A 20231-nucleotide genomic window follows, 5' to 3' on the forward strand; every position below is an offset into this window, starting at 1 on the left:
GCGTCCGGGTCGTTTTTGCCGGGTCAGACCGCTTCGTGGGTCGATTTGGCGTTACGCCAGCTGAGCAGGTCGTGCACGGGGGCGAGGTCGATGGTGGGGCCGGAGATACCGAGCGTGAAGAGGCGCGCACCGAGATCGAACTGCTGATCGAGCACGTCAAAGGAGGCGTCGCCCACACCGCTACGGACGCTCGCGCCGGTGGAGATTTCGATGGCCGCGGGATCGCGGTCGACCCGGCCGCACCACTCGGCGAGGACGCCGAGCTTGCGCTCGAGAGTGGGGACGTCCGAGAAGCTGTGCCAGATGTCGGCGTGCTCGGCGACGATCCGCAGGGTCTTCTTCTCGCCGCCGCCCCCGATCATCACGGGGATGTCGCGGGTGGGAGCGGGGTTGAGCATCGACCAGCGGCTGCGAATGCGCTGCATCGAGTCGGAGAGCTCATTCAGGCGCGAGCCGGCAGTACCGAACTCGTAGCCGTACTCCTCGTAATCGCGCTCGAACCAGCCAGACCCGATGCCGAAGATCAGACGCCCTTCGGCGCCCTTGGCGCTGATGTGGTCGACAGTGCGCGCCATATCGGCGAGCAGATCGGGGTTGCGGTAGCTGTTGCAGGTGACGAGCGGGCCGAACTCGATGCGGCTGGTCTGCTCGGCCCAGGCGGCGAGCATGCTCCAGCCCTCGAAATGCAGGCCGTCGGGCTCGCCCGAGAGGGGGAAGAAGTGGTCCCAGTTGAACGCGATGTCGACGCCGAGGTCCTCGAGCTCGGCGAGGGTGTCGCGGATGACCTCGTAGGGCACGTGCTGCGGAGCGATCTGGACGCCGATGCGGACGGGGCGCGCGAGTGCTGTTGTCATGCCCTCACGCTAGCGAGCGGGGGCGCGCGGGGGGATCCCCGTTTTTCTGGTGAAACGCCTACTCCCCCGCGGGATTCGGGGACCCGGTCGGCGGCTGCTCGCTGGTCGAGCGGGCCAGCGTGACGGTGGTCGCGCCCTTGTCATCGAACAGGCGCAGGCGTCCTCCGTCGAGCGACGCCATTGCCGACTCCGAGAACAAGCGCGGCAGAGCGACTCCGTCGCAGGCGATGAAGGTGCTGGGGCCCGCGGTCACCGAGAGCGCGCCCTCGCCGTCGATCGACCACTCGCCCTGCGCGCCGTTGCAGCCGTCCGAGCCCGTCCAGGTGCCGTCCTCAGCGAGGAGGAGGAACGGGACGTCGGGCGCGCTGTACGCGACCCCGGTCACCCAGCGCCCTACGAGATCCGCTGGCGCAGGCACAGACCTCGTCTCCACGCCGGATCCGCCGGCGCACCCTGTGAGCGCGAGCGCGACAAAGGCGAGGACGCCGGCTGTCCTGGACCTGCGCGACCTCATCGGCCCAGGAGCTTCTGCAACTGCTCCAGCTCCTCCGGTGTGGGCTGCGCGCCCGTCGCGCCGCCACCCAGGCCGAAGCCGGAGCCGCCCGCGTCGCCGGAACGCGGTCCGGCCGTCAGCGCCGCGTTTTCGGCGGCCCGCTTGGCGGGGTTCCCCGACTTGCTGCCCTTCTTCTTCTGCGGCTTCGGACGGGCGGTGTAGCCCGCGCCGGGCACGGGGCCCATGCCCGGGACGTTCGGCATGCCGCCCTTGGCCACGGTCTTCATCATCTTGGCGGCCTGCTCGAAGCGCTGCACAAGTTGGTTGACGTCGGTCACGGTCATGCCGGAGCCGCGGGCGATGCGCAGGCGCCGCGAGCCGTTGAGCAGTTTCGGATTCTGCCGCTCCGCCTTCGTCATCGACTGGATGATTGCTTCGGTGCGCACGATCTCGTGCTCATCGAACTGGTCGAGCTGCTCGCGCATGCCCTTCGCGCCGGGCAGCATGCCGATCATCTTCTTGATCGAGCCCATGTTGCGCAGCTGCTGCATCTGGCCGAGGAAGTCGTCGAGCGTGAACGAGTCGCTCATGATCTTCTCGGCGACCTTGCGGGCCTCGTCCTCGTCGAAGGCGGCCTGCGCCTGCTCGATGAGGGTCAGCACGTCGCCGAGGTCGAGGATCCGACTCGCCATGCGGTCCGGGTGGAACTGCTCGAAGTCATCGAGCGACTCGCCCGTGGAGGCGAACAGGATCGGACGGCCGGTGAGCGACGCGACCGAGAGCGCAGCGCCTCCGCGAGCGTCGCCGTCAAGCTTGGACAGGACGACGCCGGTGAAGTCGACACCCTCCTGGAAGGCCTTGGCCGTCGCGACCGCGTCCTGGCCGATCATCGCGTCGATGACGAAGAGCACTTCATCGGGGTTCGTGACCCGGCGGATATCGGCGGCCTGCTTCATCATGTCGGCATCGACGCCGAGCCGCCCCGCGGTGTCGATGATGACGGTGTCGTACTGCTTGTCGGTCGCGAAGCGGATCGCGTCCCGGGCGACCGTGACCGGGTTGCCGACTCCGTTGCCGGGTTCCGGCGCGTACACCGCGACTCCGGCCTGCTCGCCGACGACCTGAAGCTGCTGCACTGCATTGGGACGCTGGAGGTCGGCCGCGACGAGGAGCGGCGTGTGCCCGTCCTTGCCGAGGTACTTGCCGAGCTTGCCGGCAAGCGTCGTCTTACCCGCGCCCTGGAGACCGGCGAGCATGATGACGGTCGGCGGACGCTTGGCAAACTCGAGACGGCGGGACTGACCACCGAGGATGCCGACGAGTTCTTCATTGACGATCTGGACGACCTGCTGAGCCGGGTTGAGTGCCTTATTGACCTCGTCGCCGAGCGCGCGCTCGCGCACCTTGCCGGTGAATTCCTTGACGACCTCGAGCGCGACGTCGGCATCGAGCAGCGCGCGCCGGATCTCGCGGACGGTGCCGTCGACGTCCGAGGCCGAGAGCTTGCCCTTGGTGCGGAGATTCTTGAAGGTCTCGACGAGTCGATCCGAGAGGGTGCCGAAAGTAGCCATGATGCGCCGAATTCTATCGGAGCCGCGTGAGAGGTCTCCGCGGGAGCGGGAGGCTTTATAGTCTCCGTTCAGCAACGGAGTTAGGGTAGCCCCATGATTGAGACTCTCGTCGCGGGCGACTCCGCTGAACCCCTCGACTACCGCGACGGCTGGGACCTCCAGCGCCGCCTCCATGCCGAGATCGCCGCCGGTGACCGGCCCGACACGCTCGTGCTCTGCGAGCACGCCTCCGTCTACACCGCGGGCAAGCGCACAGAGCCGCACGAACGCCCGGACGACGGCTCCCCCGTGGTCGATGTCGACCGCGGCGGGAGGATCACGTGGCACGGCCCGGGACAGCTGGTTGGCTATCCGATCGTGCGGCTGCGCGAGCCGGTCGACGTCCTCGCCTACGTCCGCTCACTCGAGGGGATCCTGATCGACGTGCTCGAGGACCTGGGCGTGCAGGGCAGCCGCGTCGAGGGGCGCTCGGGAGTCTGGGTCGTGCGGCCGGGAGGCGCGGAGAAGATCGCGGCCATCGGGATTCGAGTGGCGGCGGGTGTCACGATGCACGGCTTCGCGCTCAACGTCTCCAACAGCCTCGAGCCCTACTCCCGGATCGTCGCCTGCGGCATCGCGGACGCCGGTGTCACGACTGTGGAGCGCGAGCGTGGCGAGGCGCCACCGATGGCGGTAGTGCGGGCGCGGGTGATGGCGAGAGTCGCCCAGGCGGCGCCGGCTTTCGCGGCGCGAGTGGACGACACCGCTGGGGTGCGACGGAGTGCCTCCGGAGTCGCCGCGTGAGCGCCGAAGTGGGGGGGCGCAAGCTGCTGCGACTCGAGGTCCGCAACGCCGAGACACCCATCGAGCGCAAGCCCGAGTGGATCCGCACGAAGGCGTCGATGGGGCCCGAGTATCGGCAGTTGCAGTCGCTGGTGAAGAGCGAGGATCTGCACACGGTGTGCCAGGAGGCCGGTTGCCCGAACATCTTCGAGTGCTGGGAGGACCGCGAGGCGACGTTCCTCATCGGCGGCGCGCAGTGCACGCGGCGCTGCGACTTCTGCCAGATCGACACCGGCAAGCCGGCAGACTACGACGCCGACGAACCGCGGCGGGTCGGCGAGTCGGTGGCGCGGATGAAGCTCCGCTACGCGACCGTGACCGGGGTCGCGCGGGACGACCTACCCGACGAGGGCTCCTGGCTGTATGCCGAGACGATCCGGCAGATTCATGCCCAGGCGCCGGGCACGGGTGTCGAGATCCTCGTGCCCGACTTCACCGGGCGCGCCGAGCACCTCCAGCGCGTCTTCGACGCCCAGCCGGAGGTGTTCGCGCACAACGTCGAGACGGTGCCGCGGATCTTTAAGCGCATTCGCCCGGCGTTCCGCTACGAGCGCTCACTCGACGTCCTGACCCAGGGGCGCGAGGCGGGGCTGATCACGAAGTCGAACCTCATCCTCGGCATGGGCGAGGAGCGCGAGGAGATTTCGCAGGCGTTGCAGGACCTCTACGACGCGGGCACCGACATTGTGACCATCACGCAGTACCTTCGCCCGACTCCGCGGCACCTGCCGGTGGACCGCTGGGTGCACCCAGAAGAGTTCGTGGCGATCAAGGAAGAGGCGGAGGACATTGGCTTCCTCGGCGTGCTCGCGGGCCCTCTCGTGCGCTCCTCGTACCGGGCGGGCCGCCTCTGGGCGCGCTCGATGGACTCGAAGGGCCTGCCGGTGCCGGAGCACCTGCGCCATCTGGCCGACGCGGCGCTCGGCTTCTCGCAGGCGGTGTGAGGGCCTGCGCGAGATGTCTCGTGAGTACGCTTTCGTCGGCGTGTCGCGTACCCAAGTGACATCTCGCGGGTGGGAGGGCTGGGCGCGCGGAGGCTGAGGCGGGTGCGTATCCTGACAGCGTGGAACCCGTCACGGAGCGAGCGAAGACACTGCGAGCGGCAGTGCAGGCACACCATGCTGCACTCGCTGACGTTCTCGTTCGCTATGGAGCGAGCAACCCGAGGCTTTTCGGTTCCGTTGCGCGGGGCGACGCGCACGCGGAAAGTGACGTCGATCTCTTCGTTGATCTGGAAAGCGGGTCGGGTAACCCTCTGCTGCGTCTCGCCGGCATCGGCGAGGAACTTAGTCGCATTCTTGGAGTGCGGGTCGACGTCGTGGCCGAGTCGCTCCTGCGTGCGTCAGTCTCTACGTCCGCGCACCGCGACATGGTTCCCCTGTGAGCAGATCGTTGTGAGCAGATCATCGACCGAACGTTTCTCCGATATTCTCGCGGCGATCGAGCGTTGTCGTGAGTACCGGGCGTATCTCGATGGGGACGACGGTGCAGTCGCCGGAATGGCACTCGACGCAGTTCTGCGCAATCTCGCGGTGATCGGCGAGGCAGTGCGGGCCCTCCCCGATCCAGAGTTGAACGCCCTTGCCGATGTACCGTGGCCGGCCATCGCGGGGCTCCGGAACATCATCGTGCACGAGTACTTCCGAATCCAGCCCGCGCTGATCATGGAGATTCTCGACGAGGAACTCCTCCCCCTCGCCATCGCCCTCCGCGCACGGCACACCTGAGCAACGCGGAGGCTGGTCTGGGAGGGCTGGGCGGGGCGCGGGGTCAGGCGACCAGTTGCTGGGCGAAGACGTGGGGGGTGAAGCCGGCGAGGTCGCCGATGCCCTCGCCCTGGCCGACGAGCTTGATGGGGATGCCGGTGCGCTCCTGAACGGCGAGGACGAAGCCGCCCTTGGCCGAGCCGTCGAGCTTGGTGATGACCAGGCCGGTGACGCCCGCGTGCTCGATGAACGCCTCCGCCTGACTGAGGCCGTTCTGGCCGGTGGTCGCGTCGAGCACGAGCAGGATCTCGGAGATCGGGGCCTGCTTCTCGATGACCCGCTTGATCTTGGTGAGCTCATCCATCAGGCCGCCCTTGGTGTGCAGTCGTCCGGCCGTGTCGATGATGACCATTTCGACGCCGTTGTCCTTGGCGAACTGCACGGTCTGGAAGGCCACGGAGGCGGGATCCTGACGCTCCTGCTGCGGGCGAACGATCTGCGCGTCGGCCCGCTGGGCCCAGGTAGCGAGCTGGTCGACAGCGGCGGCGCGGAAGGTGTCCGCGGCTCCGACGACTACGCTGCGGCCGTAGTTGCGAAGGAACTTAGCGAATTTACCGATGGTGGTCGTCTTGCCGACGCCGTTCACGCCGACCACGAGGATCACGGCGGGGCGCTCGCTCAGCTTGAGTGTCGTGTCGTACTTGGACAGGCGCTCCTCGAGTGACTCGCGAAGCATCCGCTGGAGGTCGCGGGGGTCGGTCGTGGAGTAGCGGGCGACTTTCGACCGGAGGTCCTCCACGATGTCCTCGGTGATATCGGGACCGAAGTCAGCCGTAATGAGGGCCGTCTCGAGGTCGTCCCAGGTCTGGTCGTCAATTGTGCGCTTCTCGAACAGTCCGCGCAGTGCGCGACCGAGCGACCAGGAGGTGCGTTCTGCCATGCGTCCAGGCTACCGGCGCCGCCGCGGCCGGGTCCGCGTGCCGAGCGCGGAGGCGACCCATCCCGCGAGGGCCTGGCGGCCCAGACTCGGGTGGCGGAGCCACAGGGGCACCAGCGCGGCCATCGACACGAGGCGCTCCGCGAGGAGGCGAAGCGGAGGCACATCTCGCCGGAAGCCGAGCGACACGTCGAAGGATTGCTCCGCCGCCCTCGGGTGCACGCGCACGCCACGAATGTCGTTCATCAGATTACTGCCGTGAACGACCTGCAGCCACAGGGGTTCGACGCGGAGGGAGCGGACGGGGGCATGGTCGCGCGCACTGCTGTGCCGGCCGTCCTGAAACACCGTGCGGGGCGGGACCGAGGGGGTGCGGGCCTCGACGAAGCTGAGAAAGGGGTTCACTGCGTAGTCGTACCGATAGATGCGGCCGGAGCGATCGAGCTGGAGGCCACGAGTGGCGTTGAGGTAGAGGCCGTCGGCGCCGAGACCGGCGGCGATCGCCTCCGTCGCCTCCCGCTGAATGGTCTCGACGAAGCGGATTCCCAGCGCGTCGTCGCTGTCGAGCCGGGTGGTGATGAGCGGCGCTGCGGAATCGCTCCCGATGGCACGCCGGACGGCGTCGACGGAGAAGGGGCCGGACAGGTAGACCGGCTCGAACAGGCCGGCGGCGGCAGACATCCGCTCGCGCAGCCAATCGGGCGCGCGGTCATCGAGGAAGACGAGCCAGCGGAACGAGTGGACGGATTGCGACTCGAGGGAGGCGATCGTCGCCTCCTCGAAGAATGCCCATCGGTAGCGCAGCCAGTCGTCGGAGGCCGGCGCCTGCTCGGGCACGAAGACGACACTGAAGCGGGTCAGGATGACGTGATCCAGGGTCGGCACGACGTCACGGTAGTCGAGCGGGTCCCTACCACCGACTGGTGGCGCGGGAGACGGCGTGCGGCGCCGCGACCTCACGCGGGGGGCGCCGCCACACGCTGGCCGACCACTGCCGAGACGCCGTCCTGGCGCATCGAGACGCCGTAGAGCGCATCCGCGATCTCCATCGTCCGCTTCTGGTGCGTGATGACGATGAGCTGGCTCGAGGTCCGCAGGGTCTGGAAGATGCTCAGTAGCCGGCCGAGGTTCGCGTCGTCCAGGGCTGCTTCCACCTCGTCCATGATGTAGAAGGGGCTTGGCCGCGACGTGAAGATCGCGACCATGAACGCCACCGCGGCGAGCGAGCGCTCCCCTCCCGAGAGCAGCGACAGCCGTTCGATCTTCTTGCCTGCTGGGCGCACCGCGACCTCGATCCCAGTCGTGAGCAGGTTCTCCGGGTCGGTCAGGCGGATGCTGCCCGTGCCGCCCGGGAAGAGGACGGGGAACACCTCCGCGAACGCTGCTTGCGTGTCATCGAAGGCGGAGGCGAAGACCGTCTGCATGGTCTCGTCGAGCTCCTCGATGATGGTGAGCAGGTCGCGGCGAGTGCTGGTGAGGTCGGCGAGCTGCTCCGTGAGAAAGACGTGCCGCTGCTCCAGCGCCGCGAACTCCTCGAGAGCGAGCGGATTCACGCGGCCCAATTGGCCAAGCTGCTTCTGCGCTGTCGCGAGGCGCCGCCGCTGCTCCTCGCGGACGTACGCCCGCGGCTCCTCGTGCTCGCCCGTCTCGTCCGGGACGCCGACGTCTGGCCCGTACTCGGCGACCAGCACGTCCTCGCTGAGACCCAGCTCGGAGCCGGCGCGCTCCAGGAGCCCGGTCAGCTGTAGCCGCTTCTCGTAGATCTGGAGCTCGATCCCGTGCACGCTCTCGGTGACGGACTGGAGGCGGTCGCGCAAGGCAGCCTCCTCGCGGCGGAGCGTCTGCAACTCGGCGTTCTGCTGCGAGCGGGCCGCCTCGGCGGCGACGAGCTGTGCACGCGCCTGGTGAACGGAGCGGTCGACGGAGGCGAGGACGCCCGGGAGCGCGGCGGTCACCTCGGCCGCGGCGTCTCGCTGACGGCGGCGGATCACGGCGCGGCGGGCGGCTTCGTCGGCGGCGGCACGATCAGCGGCCAGCTGCCCGGCCAGAGACTCGCCGCGGGACTGCTCCGCGCGCACGCGCTCCTTCGCCGTCTCGACGGCCAGGCGCGCCTCGATCTCGCGCTCGCGCGCGACGTCCACCTCACGCTGAAGGCCGTCGCGCGCGCCGGCGTCGAGGACCGGCCTCGGGCGCGCGCGGGCGGTCTCGAGCGCGCTCTTCGCGTTCTGCGCGGCGGTCTCGGCGTCGCCGACCCGCTCGGAGGCGGTGGCCAGCGCCTTCTCGCCGCGGCCGTGCTCAGCGGTCGCCGCCTCCAGTTGGGCGCGCACCCGCCCCAGGCGCTCCGTCTGCGCCGCCCGAGCGGCGTCGTGCTCGCGGAGAGCCGACAGGGCGAGCGTCGACTGCTCCTTCGCGGCCCGCAGCACACCGGTCTGCTCGGCCAGCTCGAAGCGGAGGCGGTCGATGCCTTTCTCCACCTCCTCCAGCCGGTTCGCGGCGGAATCACGCTCGGAGACAAGCTCGATGCGACTGCGCTGTCCGCCCGACCCAGCACTGAGCACGACATCCGAGACCGCCGCTCCGTCGCGAGTGACGATGAGCAGACCAGACCCGCCGAGACCTGCGCGGAGGCGGCGCGCAGCGGCGACGTCATCCACCACGAGCACGCGCTCCAGGAGGGACAGGATCCCGGGCGGCGCGGTCACGAGCTCGCCAGCACGGACCGCGCCGTCCGGGACGTCGAGGTCGAAGGGCGGGCGGGCGGAGTCGGCGACCAGCAGCTCGACGCGGCCGAGTTCGCCCTCGAGCGCGGCGTCGAGCGCCGCGTCAGCCTGCACGGTCGAGTCAACGAGCACGGCGTCGGCGATCGCGCCAAGCGCGGCGGCGATCGCGGCCTCATTGCCGGGACGCACCTGGATCCGCTCGGCCACCCGGCCGCGGACGCCGTCGAGCCGTGCGGCGATCAGTTCGGCGGACCCGTCGGAGACGTCGAGGGCGAGGGAGAGGGCGCCAGTGCGGGCGGCAAGGGCGTCGCGCTCGCGCTCCAGCGCGTGCAACGTGTCACGGAGCCGCTCGATCTCGCGCTCCGCCTCGGACACCGCCACCTGGGCGCGCTCGTAGTCCTCGTCGAGGCCGCCGTCCGGCCCGTGACCGGCGTCACCGAGCTCGTCCTCGAGTGCCTCCAGGGCGTGCTGGGCAGCGTCCCTCCTCTGCACCGCGGACTCGAGTGTGTTCTGGGCGCGCAGGACCTCGCCGCGCACCGACGCCAGACGGGAGGCGGCAGTCTCGGCCTGGCCCGTCAGTGTGGAAAGTTCGAGGTCGTAGCGGGAGACGAGTGCCGATTGCGCGGCGATCTCCTCGTCGACCGCGTCGAGAGCGGAGCGGGCGGCAACCGTGCCGCCCTGGGCCGCGATCCAGGCCGCTTCGGCGTCGAGCACGCGCTGCCGCAGGCGCTCCACCTCGGCCCTGACGTCCTCAAGCTGCTGCACGGTGACCCGCGGGGCGGTCTGCGGCTGCTCGGACTCAAGGTCGAGCATCGCGAGCCGCTGCCCGGCGAGCGCCGACAGGTTGCGCAACCGCTCCTGCACCGACTCCAGCTCGAAGGTCGTGCGCCGCGCGTCGTCCACGGCGTCGCCGATCATCTCCGCTTCGATCCGCGCCATCCGCAGCGTCGCCTGCTCCAGCTTCTCCTGCAGGACGACGCGCTCGCTGTGTCGCTCGCTCTCGGAGCGCGCGAAGCCGTCGAGCGCCGCGCGCAGTCCGACCACGTCATCGGCGAGCAGGCGCGCCCGGGCGTCGCGGACGACGGCGGCGATGGTCTGCGCTTGCCTGGCCACTTCCGCCTGGCGTCCGAGCGGCTTCAACTGGCGCCGGATTTCGCCCGCCAGATCGGAGAGGCGCGTCAGATTCGCCTGCATGGCGTCGAGCTTGCGGAGGGTCTTCTCCTTGCGACGGCGGTGCTTCAGGATGCCGGCGGCCTCCTCGATAAAGCCGCGCCGCTCCTCCGGGGTCGCGTGCAGCACCGCATCGAGTTGCCCCTGCCCCACGATCACGTGCATCTCGCGGCCAAGACCCGAGTCGCTCAACAGCTCCTGCACATCGAGCAGCCGGCAGCCGCGCCCGTTGATCGCGTACTCGCTCCCGCCGTTGCGGAAGAGCGTGCGGGTGATGGTCACCTCGGTGTACTCGATCGGCAGGGCGCCGTCGGAGTTGTCAATGGTCAGCGAGACTTCGGCGCGACCCAGAGGACCGCGGGTAGAGGTGCCCGCAAAGATGACGTCCTCCATCGTGCCGCCGCGGAGCGTCTTGGCACCCTGCTCCCCCATCACCCAGGCGAGCGCGTCGACCACGTTGCTCTTGCCCGAGCCGTTGGGGCCCACGACGCACGTGACACCGGGCTCGAAGGCGAACGTGGTCGGCTGAGCGAAGGACTTGAAACCCTTGAGGGTCAGGCTCTTCAGGTACACCTGGCCGCCTCGCTCCTGTCCACAACGCTCCTACGGTAGCCGATGGGGTGACAGCGGGCCGAGGTGTTCGCAACGAAGGTTGAGAGCTCGGATGACGGCACGAACGGGCACTTTCGGTGATCTCAACCTCGGTTGCGTACGCGGCAGCACTGGGCGCCGGACTGAGACCTCGATCCGACGCCGATGAATCCGGCGTCTCGCCTGAGGGGCGGGCGTGCAGACTGGGGAGGTGACCCGAGCTTTCGACCTGCAACGACCTCTCCCCGAGCAGCCGGGCGTGAACCTACCGATCGAACCGGGTCCTGCGCTGACCGACGCCGAGCGCGAGCGGTTCGCGCGGCAGATCCGCCTCTCGCCGATCGGCGAGCTCGGACAGCGGCGGCTGCGCAACGCGCGCGTGCTGGTGCTGGGCGCGGGCGGGATCGGCTCCCCCGTGATCACGGCGCTCGCCGCGGCGGGGATCGGGCGGCTGGGCATCGTGGACGCAGACGTGGTCGAGCTCTCGAACCTGGCGCGGCAGACGGCGCACGACGACTCCGCAGTGGGGCTGTCGAAGGCCGAGTCGGCGGCGGCGACCGCGCGACGGCTCTCCCCTGGCATCGATGCGCGGGCGTTCCCCGTCGCGCTGACCTCGGCCACCGCCGACGAGCTGGTAGCCGGCTGGGATGTCGTGGTTGACGGCTTCGACACCTTCGGCGCCCGCTACCTCGCCTCCGACGCAACCACCCGGGCCGGGGTTGCGCACGTCTGGGGATCGGCGCTCGGCTTCGACGGGCAGCTCTCGACGTTCTGGGCGCACGCGCCGGGCGGAGGAGTCACGCTGCGCGCCCTCCATCCCCAGGCCGAGGACGCGGCAGACAGTTGCGCGACGGTCGGGGTACTCGGGGCGCTGTGCGCGACGATCGGCTCGGCGATGGCGGCCGAGGTGGTGAAGCTGGTGACCGGAGTCGGGACACCCCTGTTCGGGCGGGTACTGCTGCACGACGCGCTGGACGGATCGTGGAGCGAACTGGCGCTGGCACGCAGCGTTCCTCCCGTCACTGCGGTGCATGCGGCGGCGGGCTCGATCACGGCGGCGCAGCTGCAGGTACGGCTGGCGGGGCCTCAGCCTCCGACGGTCATCGACCTGCGGGAGGACGACGAGGACCGCTCGGTGGCAGTGCCGGGTGCGGTGCGGATGCCGATGTCCCGCTTTGACCCGCGGGCGCTGCCGGCCGGCCCGCTGGTGCTGCACTGCGCGTCGGGCATGCGGTCACAGCTGGCCGCGGAGCGCGCGGCGGAGGCGGGAGTCGCCGCCGACTCACTCGTGGGAGGCATGGCCGGCTGGGACGCCTGAGGAACGAGTCAGCCGCCCGCGAACGGCGGCAGGACGTCGACCGACGCGTCCGCCGGCAACGGCGTCGCACGGTCGGTCGTCGAGACTCCGCTCACCAGGAAGGTGCAGCGGGCGAGAACTGGCGCCGCGGCGGGTGAGGAGGCGACCAAGTGCGCTTCGAGAGCGGCGAGGTCCTCGAGGGAGTCGAAGTCGTCGGTGGCACGGCCGAGAGCGGCCTTTGCCGCGGCAAAGTAGCGGACCCGCACGCTCATCCGCCGATCGCGCTCATCGTACGCTCGGGCTGGACGAAGCCCGCCCGGTTCATCTCGTGGCCCGCGGGCTTGGCCCACATCGCGCCGCGCCAGAGCTGCGCGACCTCGTGGTCATCGACGCCGGCGCGCATCGGGCCGAGCAGATCGGTCTCCTCGTTCGAGAAGAGGCAACTGCGGACTCCGCCCTCCGCGGTCAGCCGGGTGCGGCGGCAGTCGGCGCAGAAGTTTTCGGTGACCGAGGCGATGATCCCCACCTGACCGAGAACCTCGGAGCCACCCGTCTCGCGCACGTCGAACAGCTCGGCGGGAGCCCCGTCGCGAGGGGCGGAGTGCGGGCTTAGCGCGAAGCGCTGGGACAGGAGGGCGCGGATGTCGGCGGCGGTGATCATGGTCGCGCGATCCCAGCCGTGGTCGGCGTCGAGCGCCATCTGTTCGATGAAGCGCAGCTGGTGGCCGCCGGCCAGAGCCCAGGCGAGCAGCTCCGGCGCCTCGTGGTCGTTGACCCCGGGCAGCAGGACAGCGTTGATCTTGGTCTGCTTCAGACCCGCCGGGGCGAGCGAGTCGATGCCGGCGAGAACGCGATCGAGGAACGGACGCCGGGTGACCTTCGCGAACGTCTCGGCGCAGATCGAGTCGAGCGAGACGTTGACACGGTCCAGGCCCGCCGCGGCGAGCGCCTCCGCCCGTCCCGCGAGGCCGATGGCGTTTGTCGTGAGCGAGATCTCGGGGCGGGGATCGAGGGCGGCAACGTCGCGGATGATGTCGACCAGATCTTTCCGCAGCAGCGGCTCCCCGCCGGTGAAGCGGATCTGGCGGACGCCGAACTGCTCGACGGCGATCCGCGCCAGACGCACGATCTCGTCGCGAGTCAGCAGCGACGCGGGCGGGAGGAACGGGAGTCCCTCGGCGGGCATGCAGTATGTGCAGCGCAGATTGCACTTGTCGGTGAGCGAGATCCGCAGGTCATCGGCGACGCGGCCGAAGGTGTCGAGCAGGAGCGGACTCGCGGGCCGCTCGGCCGGGAGGACGGCGCTGCGCTGTCGGGGCCGGAGCCCGGGGATCCCCAGTGCTGTACTCATCCACTCACACTACGCCGCGGAAAGTGGGCGCGACCCGGCAAGATGGACGTGGCCCGTCCGCCGGTCGGGCGCCCCGCGCGAGAGGACACGATGAGCTCGATCGATCTGCACGCCGCCCGGGTGCGCGCTCTGCTCGCTCCTTTAGCGACGCGGGGAGCACACGAGACGCTTGTGCTCGATCCGAGCGTCGTCTCCGCCGACCCCGGAGCCTACGATCGCCGGGTGCTCGCCCGCTCGGTCATCTCTCCGCTCGATCTGCCGCGCTTCGACAACTCGCAGATGGACGGCTTCGCGGTGCGCGCGGCGGACGTCTCTGCCGCGACCCCCGAGCAGCCCGTGTCGTTGCCGGTCGCGGCGCCGATCCCCGCCGGCGACCGGGCGCCACGGCATGCGGCGGGCTTCGCGAGCCCGATCATGACCGGCTCGCCGCTGCCCGCCGGGGCCGACGCGGTCGTGCCGGTCGAGCGCGTCGATCCGCCGCGATTCCCAACCGAGGGCAGCGTCGCCTTTGCGCATCCGGTGGTCCCCGCGACCTTCGTGCGGGCCCGGGGCAGCGATGCCCGCGCAGGCGAACTGGCCCTGCCTGCCGGGACGGTCCTCCGCGCGGCACACTACGGCCTGCTCGCGTCGCTCGGGTTGACCGAGGTGGAGGTGCTTCCGCGCCTACGAGTGCTGATCGTGCCGACCGGGAACGAGATCCGGCCCGGAGGAGCGGTGCTCGAGGACGCGCAGATCTACGACGCGAACGGCGGTCTGCTCGCCGAGGCGGTGCGCGAGGCGGGCGGCTTGCCGATCGTCGCTGCGTGCACGAGTGACCGAGCCGAGGAGCTGCTCGCGCTGCTCGAGACCCACGCCGCCGAGGCGGACCTCGTGATCACGGTCGGCGGAGTCAGCGCCGGGGCGTACGAGGTCGTCCGCGACGCGCTCGGCCCGGCGGGGTCGGAGTTCGGTCACGTCGAGATGCAGCCGGGCGGTCCGCAGGGGCTCGGCCTGGTGCGGGTGGCCGAGGGCGTGCACCTGCCGGTCGTGTCGCTTCCGGGTAACCCCGTGAGCGCGCTGGTGTCGTTCGAGGTGTTCCTGCGTCCGGTGCTGCGCTCGCTCGCGGGTCGGGTGCCGGCCGAGCGGCCTCGGCTCCGGGCCAGGCTCGGCGCGGCTCTGGAGTCGCCCGCGCATCTGCACCAGATCCGTCGCGGGGTCCTCGACGACGAGGGCCTCGTGCGTGCCGTCGGCGGGCCGAGTTCGCATCTACTGGCGTCGTACGCTCGGTCGACGGCGCTCATCCATCTCCCGGTCGGGATCGACCACGCAGCGACCGGCGACACGGTCGAGATCTGGAGGATCGATGACTGAAGGCCACGAGCTCACCCATGTTCGCGGCGACGGAGCTGTGCACATGGTCGACGTGAGCGCTAAGGAGGTGACCGCGCGCACCGCGGTCGCCGAGGGGTACGTCGAGACGACGTCGGAGGTGGTGCGGCTGCTCGCACAGGGCGAGCTACCCAAGGGCGAGGCGCTCGGTGTCGCTCGGATCGCCGGGATTCTCGGCGCGAAGGCGACCTCGACGCTCATCCCGCTCTGCCACCCGCTCGTGCTCGACGGCGTCGACATCGACGTGGAGCCACAAGACGGCCGGGTCCGCATTGAGGCGCGGGTGCGTACCAGCGGACGCACGGGAGTCGAGATGGAGGCGCTGACCGCGGTCAGCGTCGCCGCGCTCACCGTCTACGACATGATCAAGGCCGTCGACCGCGCTGCGGTCATCACCGGCATCCGGGTGCTCGCGAAGGCGGGCGGGAGGAGCGGCTCGTGGACGAGCGAGTGAGCAGGGAGCGAATGGGCACGGAGCGAGTGGTCACGGAGCAGACGCGGCGGGCAGTGGCGGTCGTCGCCTCGACCCGGGCCGCGTCGGGCGTCTACGAGGACCGGACCGGGCCGGCGCTGCGAGCGTGGTTCGCGGGTCGGGGCTGGGAGTCGCGGGTGGTCGTGGTCGCGGACGGCGACGCGGTGGGCGAGGCGATCGCCGACGCAATCGGCAGCGGGATCGACGTGGTAGTCACCACGGGCGGGACCGGCGTCGCGCCGAGCGACGTCACTCCGGAGCAGACCGCGCCTCTTCTGGAGCGGGTGCTGCCGGGACTCGCCGAGGCGGTCAGGGCGCGCGGATCGGGCCAGGTGCCGACCGCAGTGCTCAGCCGCGGGCTGGCGGGCGTCAGCGGCCGCACCGTCGTGGTGAATCTGCCCGGCTCGCCGGGCGGCGTGCGCGACGGGATCGACGTGCTCGACCCCGTGATCGGGCATCTGCTCGATCAGCTCGGCGGCGGCGACCATGCCCGCTGAGCCCGTCGCTCTCGCGCGACTTTCGGCCGAGCCGATCACGCTCGACGAGTGCGAGCAGGCGGTCGACTCTCCCGCGCACGGCGCCGTTGTGACGTTTGCGGGAGTGGTGCGCGACCACGATGAGGGGCGCGGGGTGGTGAGGCTGACCTACGAGGCACATCCCGACGCCGGCGGCGCAGTGCGTGCCTCCGCGCGGCGTATCGCGCAGCGCTGGCCCGAGGTGCGGATCGCCGCGGTGCATCGGGTGGGCACGCTGGTCGTCGGTGACCTGGCGCTGGCATGCGCGGTCGCCTCGGTGCATCGGGCGGCGGCGTTCGAGGCCTGCGCGGCGCTAGTGGACGACATCAAGGCGACGGTGCCGATTTGGAAAGAGCAGGCGTTCCGAGACGGCACGTCGGAGTGGGTCGCCTCGCTCGGGTGAGCGCGGCGCGTCCTCGGGCGCTGTGGCGCGGTATCGGCGAGAAACCGCGGGAAGTACCCAGGCGCCGCGCCTCGAGATGTGTCTCGGCGGGAGCGGGACGCCTCGCGGGGTTCGGGGCTTGGGGATCGGCGGATCAGAGTGAGGAGGGGAAACACTCGTGTCACAGGCGTGGGGTTCACTGGAGGGACGCGCACGACGAGTGCGGCGGGCGGGAGGTGCGGAATGGATCTGAACACGATCCAGCGCGTCCGGGTGGTACGCGAGCGCGGCGAGCTGGCAGCGATGGGGCCGCGGTCCGCGGTGATCGGCGGCGGCTCCTGGGTGTTCTCGCTCCCGCACGACCACCTCGATGAGCTGCTCGACCTGCAGGGCTTGGGCTGGGAACCGATCCGACACACGAGCGAGGGGCTCTCGATCGCCGCGACCTGCACGCTCAGCGAGCTCGCGGCGATGCCCGATGTGGGCCACGCCGCTCATCCGCTCTTCTTCCAGTGCTGCACGGCGCTCCTCGGGTCGTTCAAAATCTGGAACGTCGCGACGGTCGGCGGCAACATCGCCAACGCCCTGCCTGCGGGGCCGATGATCAGCCTCGCCGCCGCGCTCGACGCCTCCGCTCTCGTCTGGCGTGCCGACGGTTCGGACGTGCTCGTGCCGGTCGCCGAGCTGGTCACCGGCAACATGCGCACCGCGCTCCGACACGGTGACGTGATCCGCTCGATCGAGTTCCCGCTGGCCTGCCTCGCGGCCCAGACCGCGTTCCGCAAGACGGCGCTCTCGCCGCTTGGCCGCTCGGGTGCGGTGGTGATCGGTCGACTCGACGTGGACGGCGGGTTCGTGCTGACGGTGACCGCGGCGACTGTTCGGCCGGAGCTGCTTCGCTTCGCCGAGGCTCCCACCGCCGCCGCCCTCGGCGACGCGGTCGACGGCATCGAGAGCTGGTTCACCGATCCGCACGGCGCGGCCGATTGGCGCCACGCAGTCGTGCGGGTACTCGCCGAGGAGATCCGCACCGAACTGGCCGGAGGCATCGTATGAGGTTCACGGTGAACGGCGAGCAGGTCGAGGCTGTGCCTCGGCCCGGCCAAGTCCTGCGCACGCTGCTGCGCGATCACGAGCACTTCGAGGTCAAAAAGGGCTGCGATGCCGGCGATTGCGGCGCCTGCTCCGTCCTGGTCGATGGCACGCCGTTCCACTCCTGCCTCTACCCGGCGCATCGTGTCGAGGGCCGCGAGGTCACCACCGCCGCCGGTGTGGGCACCGGAGAGGAGCCGAGCGCGGTGCAGGAGGCGTTCGTCGATGCCGGTGCGTTCCAGTGCGGCTTCTGCACCGCAGGGATGGTCGTCACCGCCGCCGCTCTCGAGGGCGTACGGGTCGAGGACGTGCCACGGCTCATGAAGGGCAACCTCTGCCGGTGCACGGGGTACCGAACGATCCGCGAGGCGGTGACCGGGGTGTGTGCGTCCGGCGATCACGGCGCGGTTGCGGCGCCGGCGGCGAGGCTGACCCCGGTCCGGCGCACCGGTCGCCCCTCCGCCGAGCAGTCGCGGGTCGGCCGCTCGCTCGGCGCACCGGCCGGACGCCGAATCGTGCAGGGCCGTGAGCCGTTCACCCTCGACGTCGCGGTGCCCGGCCTCCTGCATCTGAAGGTGCTTCAGAGCCCGCATGCCCACGCTCGCATCCGCTCGATCGACACCGCCGCCGCCCGCTCGCTCCCCGGGGTGGTCGCAGTGCTCACCGCGGCCGATGTGCCCGACGTCCTCTACTCCACCGCCCGGCACGAGTCACGACTCGATGACCCCGACGACACCCGGATGCTCGACACCGTGCTGCGGTTTCGCGGCCAGCGGGTTGCCGTGGTGGTCGCGGAGTCGGTGGGGCAGGCCGAGGCGGCATGCCGCGCGATTGAGGTCGACTACGAGGTACTGCCCGCGGTCTATGACCCCGAGGAGGCCCGCTCGCCCGGCGCTCCGCTCCTGCACGGCGAGAAAGACCCGATCGCCTCCCGAATCGCCCGGCCCGAGGCGAACGTGGTCGCGGAGCTGCACGGCGAGTACGGCGACGTGGCCGTGGGGCTCGCCGACGCCGACGTGGTCGTTGAGGGCCGCTACTGCACGTCCCGAGTCGCCCACACCGCGCTCGAGACGCACGGCACGATCGGCTGGCTCGAGGGCGACGAGCTGGTGCTGCGGACCTCGACGCAGGTGCCGTTCCTGGTGCGTGACGAGATCGCACGGATCTTCGACCGTGAGCCCGCGAGCGTCCGAGTGTTCACTGCGCGGGTCGGCGGAGGCTTCGGCGGCAAGCAGGAGATCCTCACCGAGGACGTGGTCGCGCTCGCGGTCCTCGCCACCGGCCGGCCGGTACAGTTCGAGTTCACTCGGAGCGACGAGTTCACGATGGCGCCGTGCAGACATCCGATGCGGGTCGACGTGACCCTCGGTGCTCGGAGCGACGGGCGCCTGACCGCTCTCGCGGTGGACGTGCTCTCGGATACCGGCGCCTACGGCAACCACGGGCCAGGAGTCATGTTCCACGGCACCTCGGAGTCGGTAGCCGTCTACTCCGCGCCGAACAAGCGCGTCGGCGCGCAAGCGGTGTACACGAACAACCTGCCCTCGGGAGCGTTCCGCGGCTACGGGCTGGGCCAGGTGATCTTCGGCATCGAGTCGGCGATGGACGACCTCGCGCGCGAGCTGGGCATCGATCCGTTCGAGCTGCGGCGGATCAACGCGGTGCGTCCCGGCGAACCGCTCGTCGTGACGCACGTCGAGGGCGACGACATCGGCTTCGCCTCCTACGGGCTCGACCAGTGCATCGACCTCACCGAGGCGGCCCTCGCGAGCGGCTCCGGCTCGCCCGCCCCCACCGGGCCGGGCTGGCGGACAGGGCAGGGCATGGCGCTCGCGATGATCGCGACGATCCCGCCGCGGGGCCACTTCTCGGAGGCGACGGTCACCGTCGATGCCGAGGGTCTGCTCACGGTCGGCGTCGGTACGGCCGAGTTCGGCAACGGCACCACGACCGTGCACACCCAGCTCGTGGCCAGCGCCTTCGCGGCGTCCGCCGACCGGGTACGGATCCGCCACTCCGACACCAACGCCGCCCGTTACGACACCGGCGCCTTCGGCAGTGCGGGCACGGTCGTGGCGGGCAAGGCCGTCTACGCCGCCGCGACCAGACTGCTCGCCGACCTGCGCTCGCTCGCCAAACGCCTCACCGGACACGACGACTTCGAGCCGGATGACGAAGGGCTGATCGCCGAGGACGGAACCCGGGTCGCGTTCGCCGATCTGGTGAGGGCAGCGGGCGGGCCGGTGACGGCAACCGGTACCGAGGACGGCGCCCAGCGTTCGCTTGCGTTCAATGTGCAGGGGTTCCGCGTCGCGGTTCACGAGCCGACCGGCGAGGTGCGGATCCTTCAGTCGGTGCAGGCGGCCGATGCGGGGTTCGTGATCAACCCGGCGCAGTGCCGCGGGCAGATCGAGGGCGGGGTCGCGCAGGCGATCGGCACGGCCCTTTACGAGGAGGTGATCCTCGACGGCGAGGGGACGGTCACCACGGCAATCCTGCGGAACTACCACATCCCGCAGATGGCGGACGTGCCGGACACCGAGGTGTACTTCGCGGAGACGTCGGACGAGCTCGGCCCGTTCGGCGCGAAGTCGATGAGCGAGGCCCCCTACAATCCCGTGGCGCCGGCGTTGGCCAACGCGGTCCGCGACGCGGTCGGCGTGCGTCCGCACGAGCTTCCGCTCTCCCGCGATCGCGTCTGGCGGCTCCTGCACCCCCGCGCCGCCCCGGTCACGACCGTCACCGCCGAGGCTCCCCCGGGCTGACCGCGTGGTCCCGCCGGTCGAGAAGCGGATGCACTGCCGTGTCCGCGGAGTAGGTGTCGCTCACGTCAGAGTCGCGACCCAGGTTCCGCGCCCGCTATCGGCAGGGGGGCGTCCGATGTGCAGGA

At 70.5% G+C, this 20231-nt stretch carries 19 protein-coding genes; 11 read left to right on the forward strand and 8 right to left on the reverse strand.

Annotation, left to right across the window (positions count from 1 at the left end):
* Positions 1-23: 23 nt before the first annotated feature.
* The 3 genes from HRF29_RS02520 to ffh form a co-directional block, all read right to left on the reverse strand.
* Complete coding sequence (locus HRF29_RS02520; RefSeq protein WP_173244153.1) at positions 24-854, reverse strand: LLM class F420-dependent oxidoreductase; 831 nt, start codon at positions 852-854, stop codon at positions 24-26.
* 58 nt (positions 855-912) lie between these two features.
* On the reverse strand, positions 913-1239 hold the full coding sequence (locus tag HRF29_RS02525) for an META domain-containing protein (RefSeq protein WP_173244156.1): 327 nt from the start codon (positions 1237-1239) through the stop codon (positions 913-915).
* A 125-nt stretch (positions 1240-1364) separates the two neighbouring features.
* On the reverse strand, positions 1365-2918 hold the full coding sequence (gene ffh, locus HRF29_RS02530) for a signal recognition particle protein (protein ID WP_173244159.1): 1554 nt from the start codon (positions 2916-2918) through the stop codon (positions 1365-1367).
* A 93-nt stretch (positions 2919-3011) separates the two neighbouring features.
* Between ffh and lipB the strand changes: the two genes are divergently transcribed.
* From lipB to HRF29_RS02550, 4 genes are all read left to right on the forward strand, one after another.
* Entirely contained in the window at positions 3012-3701 is a 690-nt protein-coding gene (gene lipB / locus HRF29_RS02535; RefSeq protein WP_173244161.1) for a lipoyl(octanoyl) transferase LipB, read from the forward strand.
* Positions 3698-4684: a lipoyl synthase gene (lipA, locus tag HRF29_RS02540; RefSeq protein ID WP_173244165.1), complete on the forward strand. Its 987-nt coding sequence runs from the start codon at positions 3698-3700 to the stop codon at positions 4682-4684. Before lipB ends, lipA begins: the two co-directional genes overlap by 4 nt.
* A 119-nt stretch (positions 4685-4803) precedes the next feature.
* The gene (locus HRF29_RS02545) at positions 4804-5124 is read left to right on the forward strand and encodes a nucleotidyltransferase domain-containing protein (protein ID WP_173244168.1); all 321 of its coding nucleotides are present in this window, start codon (positions 4804-4806) and stop codon (positions 5122-5124) included.
* A gap of 10 nt (positions 5125-5134) precedes the next feature.
* A complete protein-coding gene (locus tag HRF29_RS02550; RefSeq protein WP_173244171.1) occupies positions 5135-5467 on the forward strand; it encodes a HepT-like ribonuclease domain-containing protein in 333 nt (110 codons plus the stop codon).
* Positions 5468-5510: 43 nt separating this feature from the next.
* Here the strand turns inward: HRF29_RS02550 and ftsY are convergent, their stop codons facing one another.
* The 3 genes from ftsY to smc all read right to left on the reverse strand — a co-directional run bounded on the left by ftsY (position 5511) and on the right by smc (position 10846).
* Complete coding sequence (ftsY, locus tag HRF29_RS02555; protein WP_173244174.1) at positions 5511-6386, reverse strand: signal recognition particle-docking protein FtsY; 876 nt, start codon at positions 6384-6386, stop codon at positions 5511-5513.
* 9 nt (positions 6387-6395) lie between these two features.
* A complete protein-coding gene (locus HRF29_RS02560) occupies positions 6396-7268 on the reverse strand; it encodes a glycosyltransferase (RefSeq protein ID WP_173244178.1) in 873 nt (290 codons plus the stop codon).
* A 71-nt stretch (positions 7269-7339) separates the two neighbouring features.
* Entirely contained in the window at positions 7340-10846 is a 3507-nt protein-coding gene (gene smc / locus HRF29_RS02565; protein ID WP_173244181.1) for a chromosome segregation protein SMC, read from the reverse strand.
* A gap of 229 nt (positions 10847-11075) precedes the next feature.
* Here smc and HRF29_RS02570 point away from each other — a divergent pair, with 229 nt between their 5' ends.
* Complete coding sequence (locus HRF29_RS02570) at positions 11076-12182, forward strand: ThiF family adenylyltransferase (protein ID WP_343043613.1); 1107 nt, start codon at positions 11076-11078, stop codon at positions 12180-12182.
* 8 nt (positions 12183-12190) lie between these two features.
* Here HRF29_RS02570 and HRF29_RS02575 read toward each other — a convergent pair whose 3' ends face one another.
* On the reverse strand, positions 12191-12433 hold the full coding sequence (locus tag HRF29_RS02575; RefSeq protein WP_173244185.1) for a MoaD/ThiS family protein: 243 nt from the start codon (positions 12431-12433) through the stop codon (positions 12191-12193).
* Positions 12430-13512 (reverse strand): GTP 3',8-cyclase MoaA, encoded by a 1083-nt coding sequence (gene moaA, locus HRF29_RS02580; RefSeq protein WP_173244188.1) that lies wholly within the window; start codon positions 13510-13512, stop codon positions 12430-12432. The genes HRF29_RS02575 and moaA overlap by 4 nt, the downstream gene beginning before the upstream one ends.
* Before the next feature lie 90 nt (positions 13513-13602).
* Here moaA and HRF29_RS02585 point away from each other — a divergent pair, with 90 nt between their 5' ends.
* The 6 genes from HRF29_RS02585 to HRF29_RS02610 all read left to right on the forward strand — a co-directional run bounded on the left by HRF29_RS02585 (position 13603) and on the right by HRF29_RS02610 (position 20106).
* Entirely contained in the window at positions 13603-14862 is a 1260-nt protein-coding gene (locus HRF29_RS02585) for a molybdopterin molybdotransferase MoeA (RefSeq protein WP_173244191.1), read from the forward strand.
* A complete protein-coding gene (gene moaC / locus HRF29_RS02590; protein WP_173244194.1) occupies positions 14855-15334 on the forward strand; it encodes a cyclic pyranopterin monophosphate synthase MoaC in 480 nt (159 codons plus the stop codon). Before HRF29_RS02585 ends, moaC begins: the two co-directional genes overlap by 8 nt.
* The gene (locus HRF29_RS02595) at positions 15319-15849 is read left to right on the forward strand and encodes a MogA/MoaB family molybdenum cofactor biosynthesis protein (RefSeq protein WP_343043614.1); all 531 of its coding nucleotides are present in this window, start codon (positions 15319-15321) and stop codon (positions 15847-15849) included. The genes moaC and HRF29_RS02595 overlap by 16 nt, the downstream gene beginning before the upstream one ends.
* Positions 15839-16270, forward strand: coding sequence for a molybdenum cofactor biosynthesis protein MoaE (locus tag HRF29_RS02600; RefSeq protein WP_173244198.1), 432 nt, complete (start codon positions 15839-15841; stop codon positions 16268-16270). Before HRF29_RS02595 ends, HRF29_RS02600 begins: the two co-directional genes overlap by 11 nt.
* Positions 16271-16492: 222 nt before the next feature.
* Entirely contained in the window at positions 16493-17305 is an 813-nt protein-coding gene (locus HRF29_RS02605; protein WP_173244201.1) for an FAD binding domain-containing protein, read from the forward strand.
* Positions 17302-20106 carry a molybdopterin-dependent oxidoreductase gene (locus tag HRF29_RS02610; RefSeq protein WP_173244204.1) on the forward strand — a complete coding sequence of 935 codons (2805 nt, stop codon included), beginning with the start codon at positions 17302-17304 and terminating at the stop codon, positions 20104-20106. The genes HRF29_RS02605 and HRF29_RS02610 overlap by 4 nt, the downstream gene beginning before the upstream one ends.
* Positions 20107-20231 lie beyond the last annotated feature (125 nt).

This window comes from Rathayibacter agropyri, from assembly GCF_013249015.1.
Classification (GTDB): Bacteria; Actinomycetota; Actinomycetes; order Actinomycetales; family Microbacteriaceae; genus Rathayibacter; species Rathayibacter agropyri.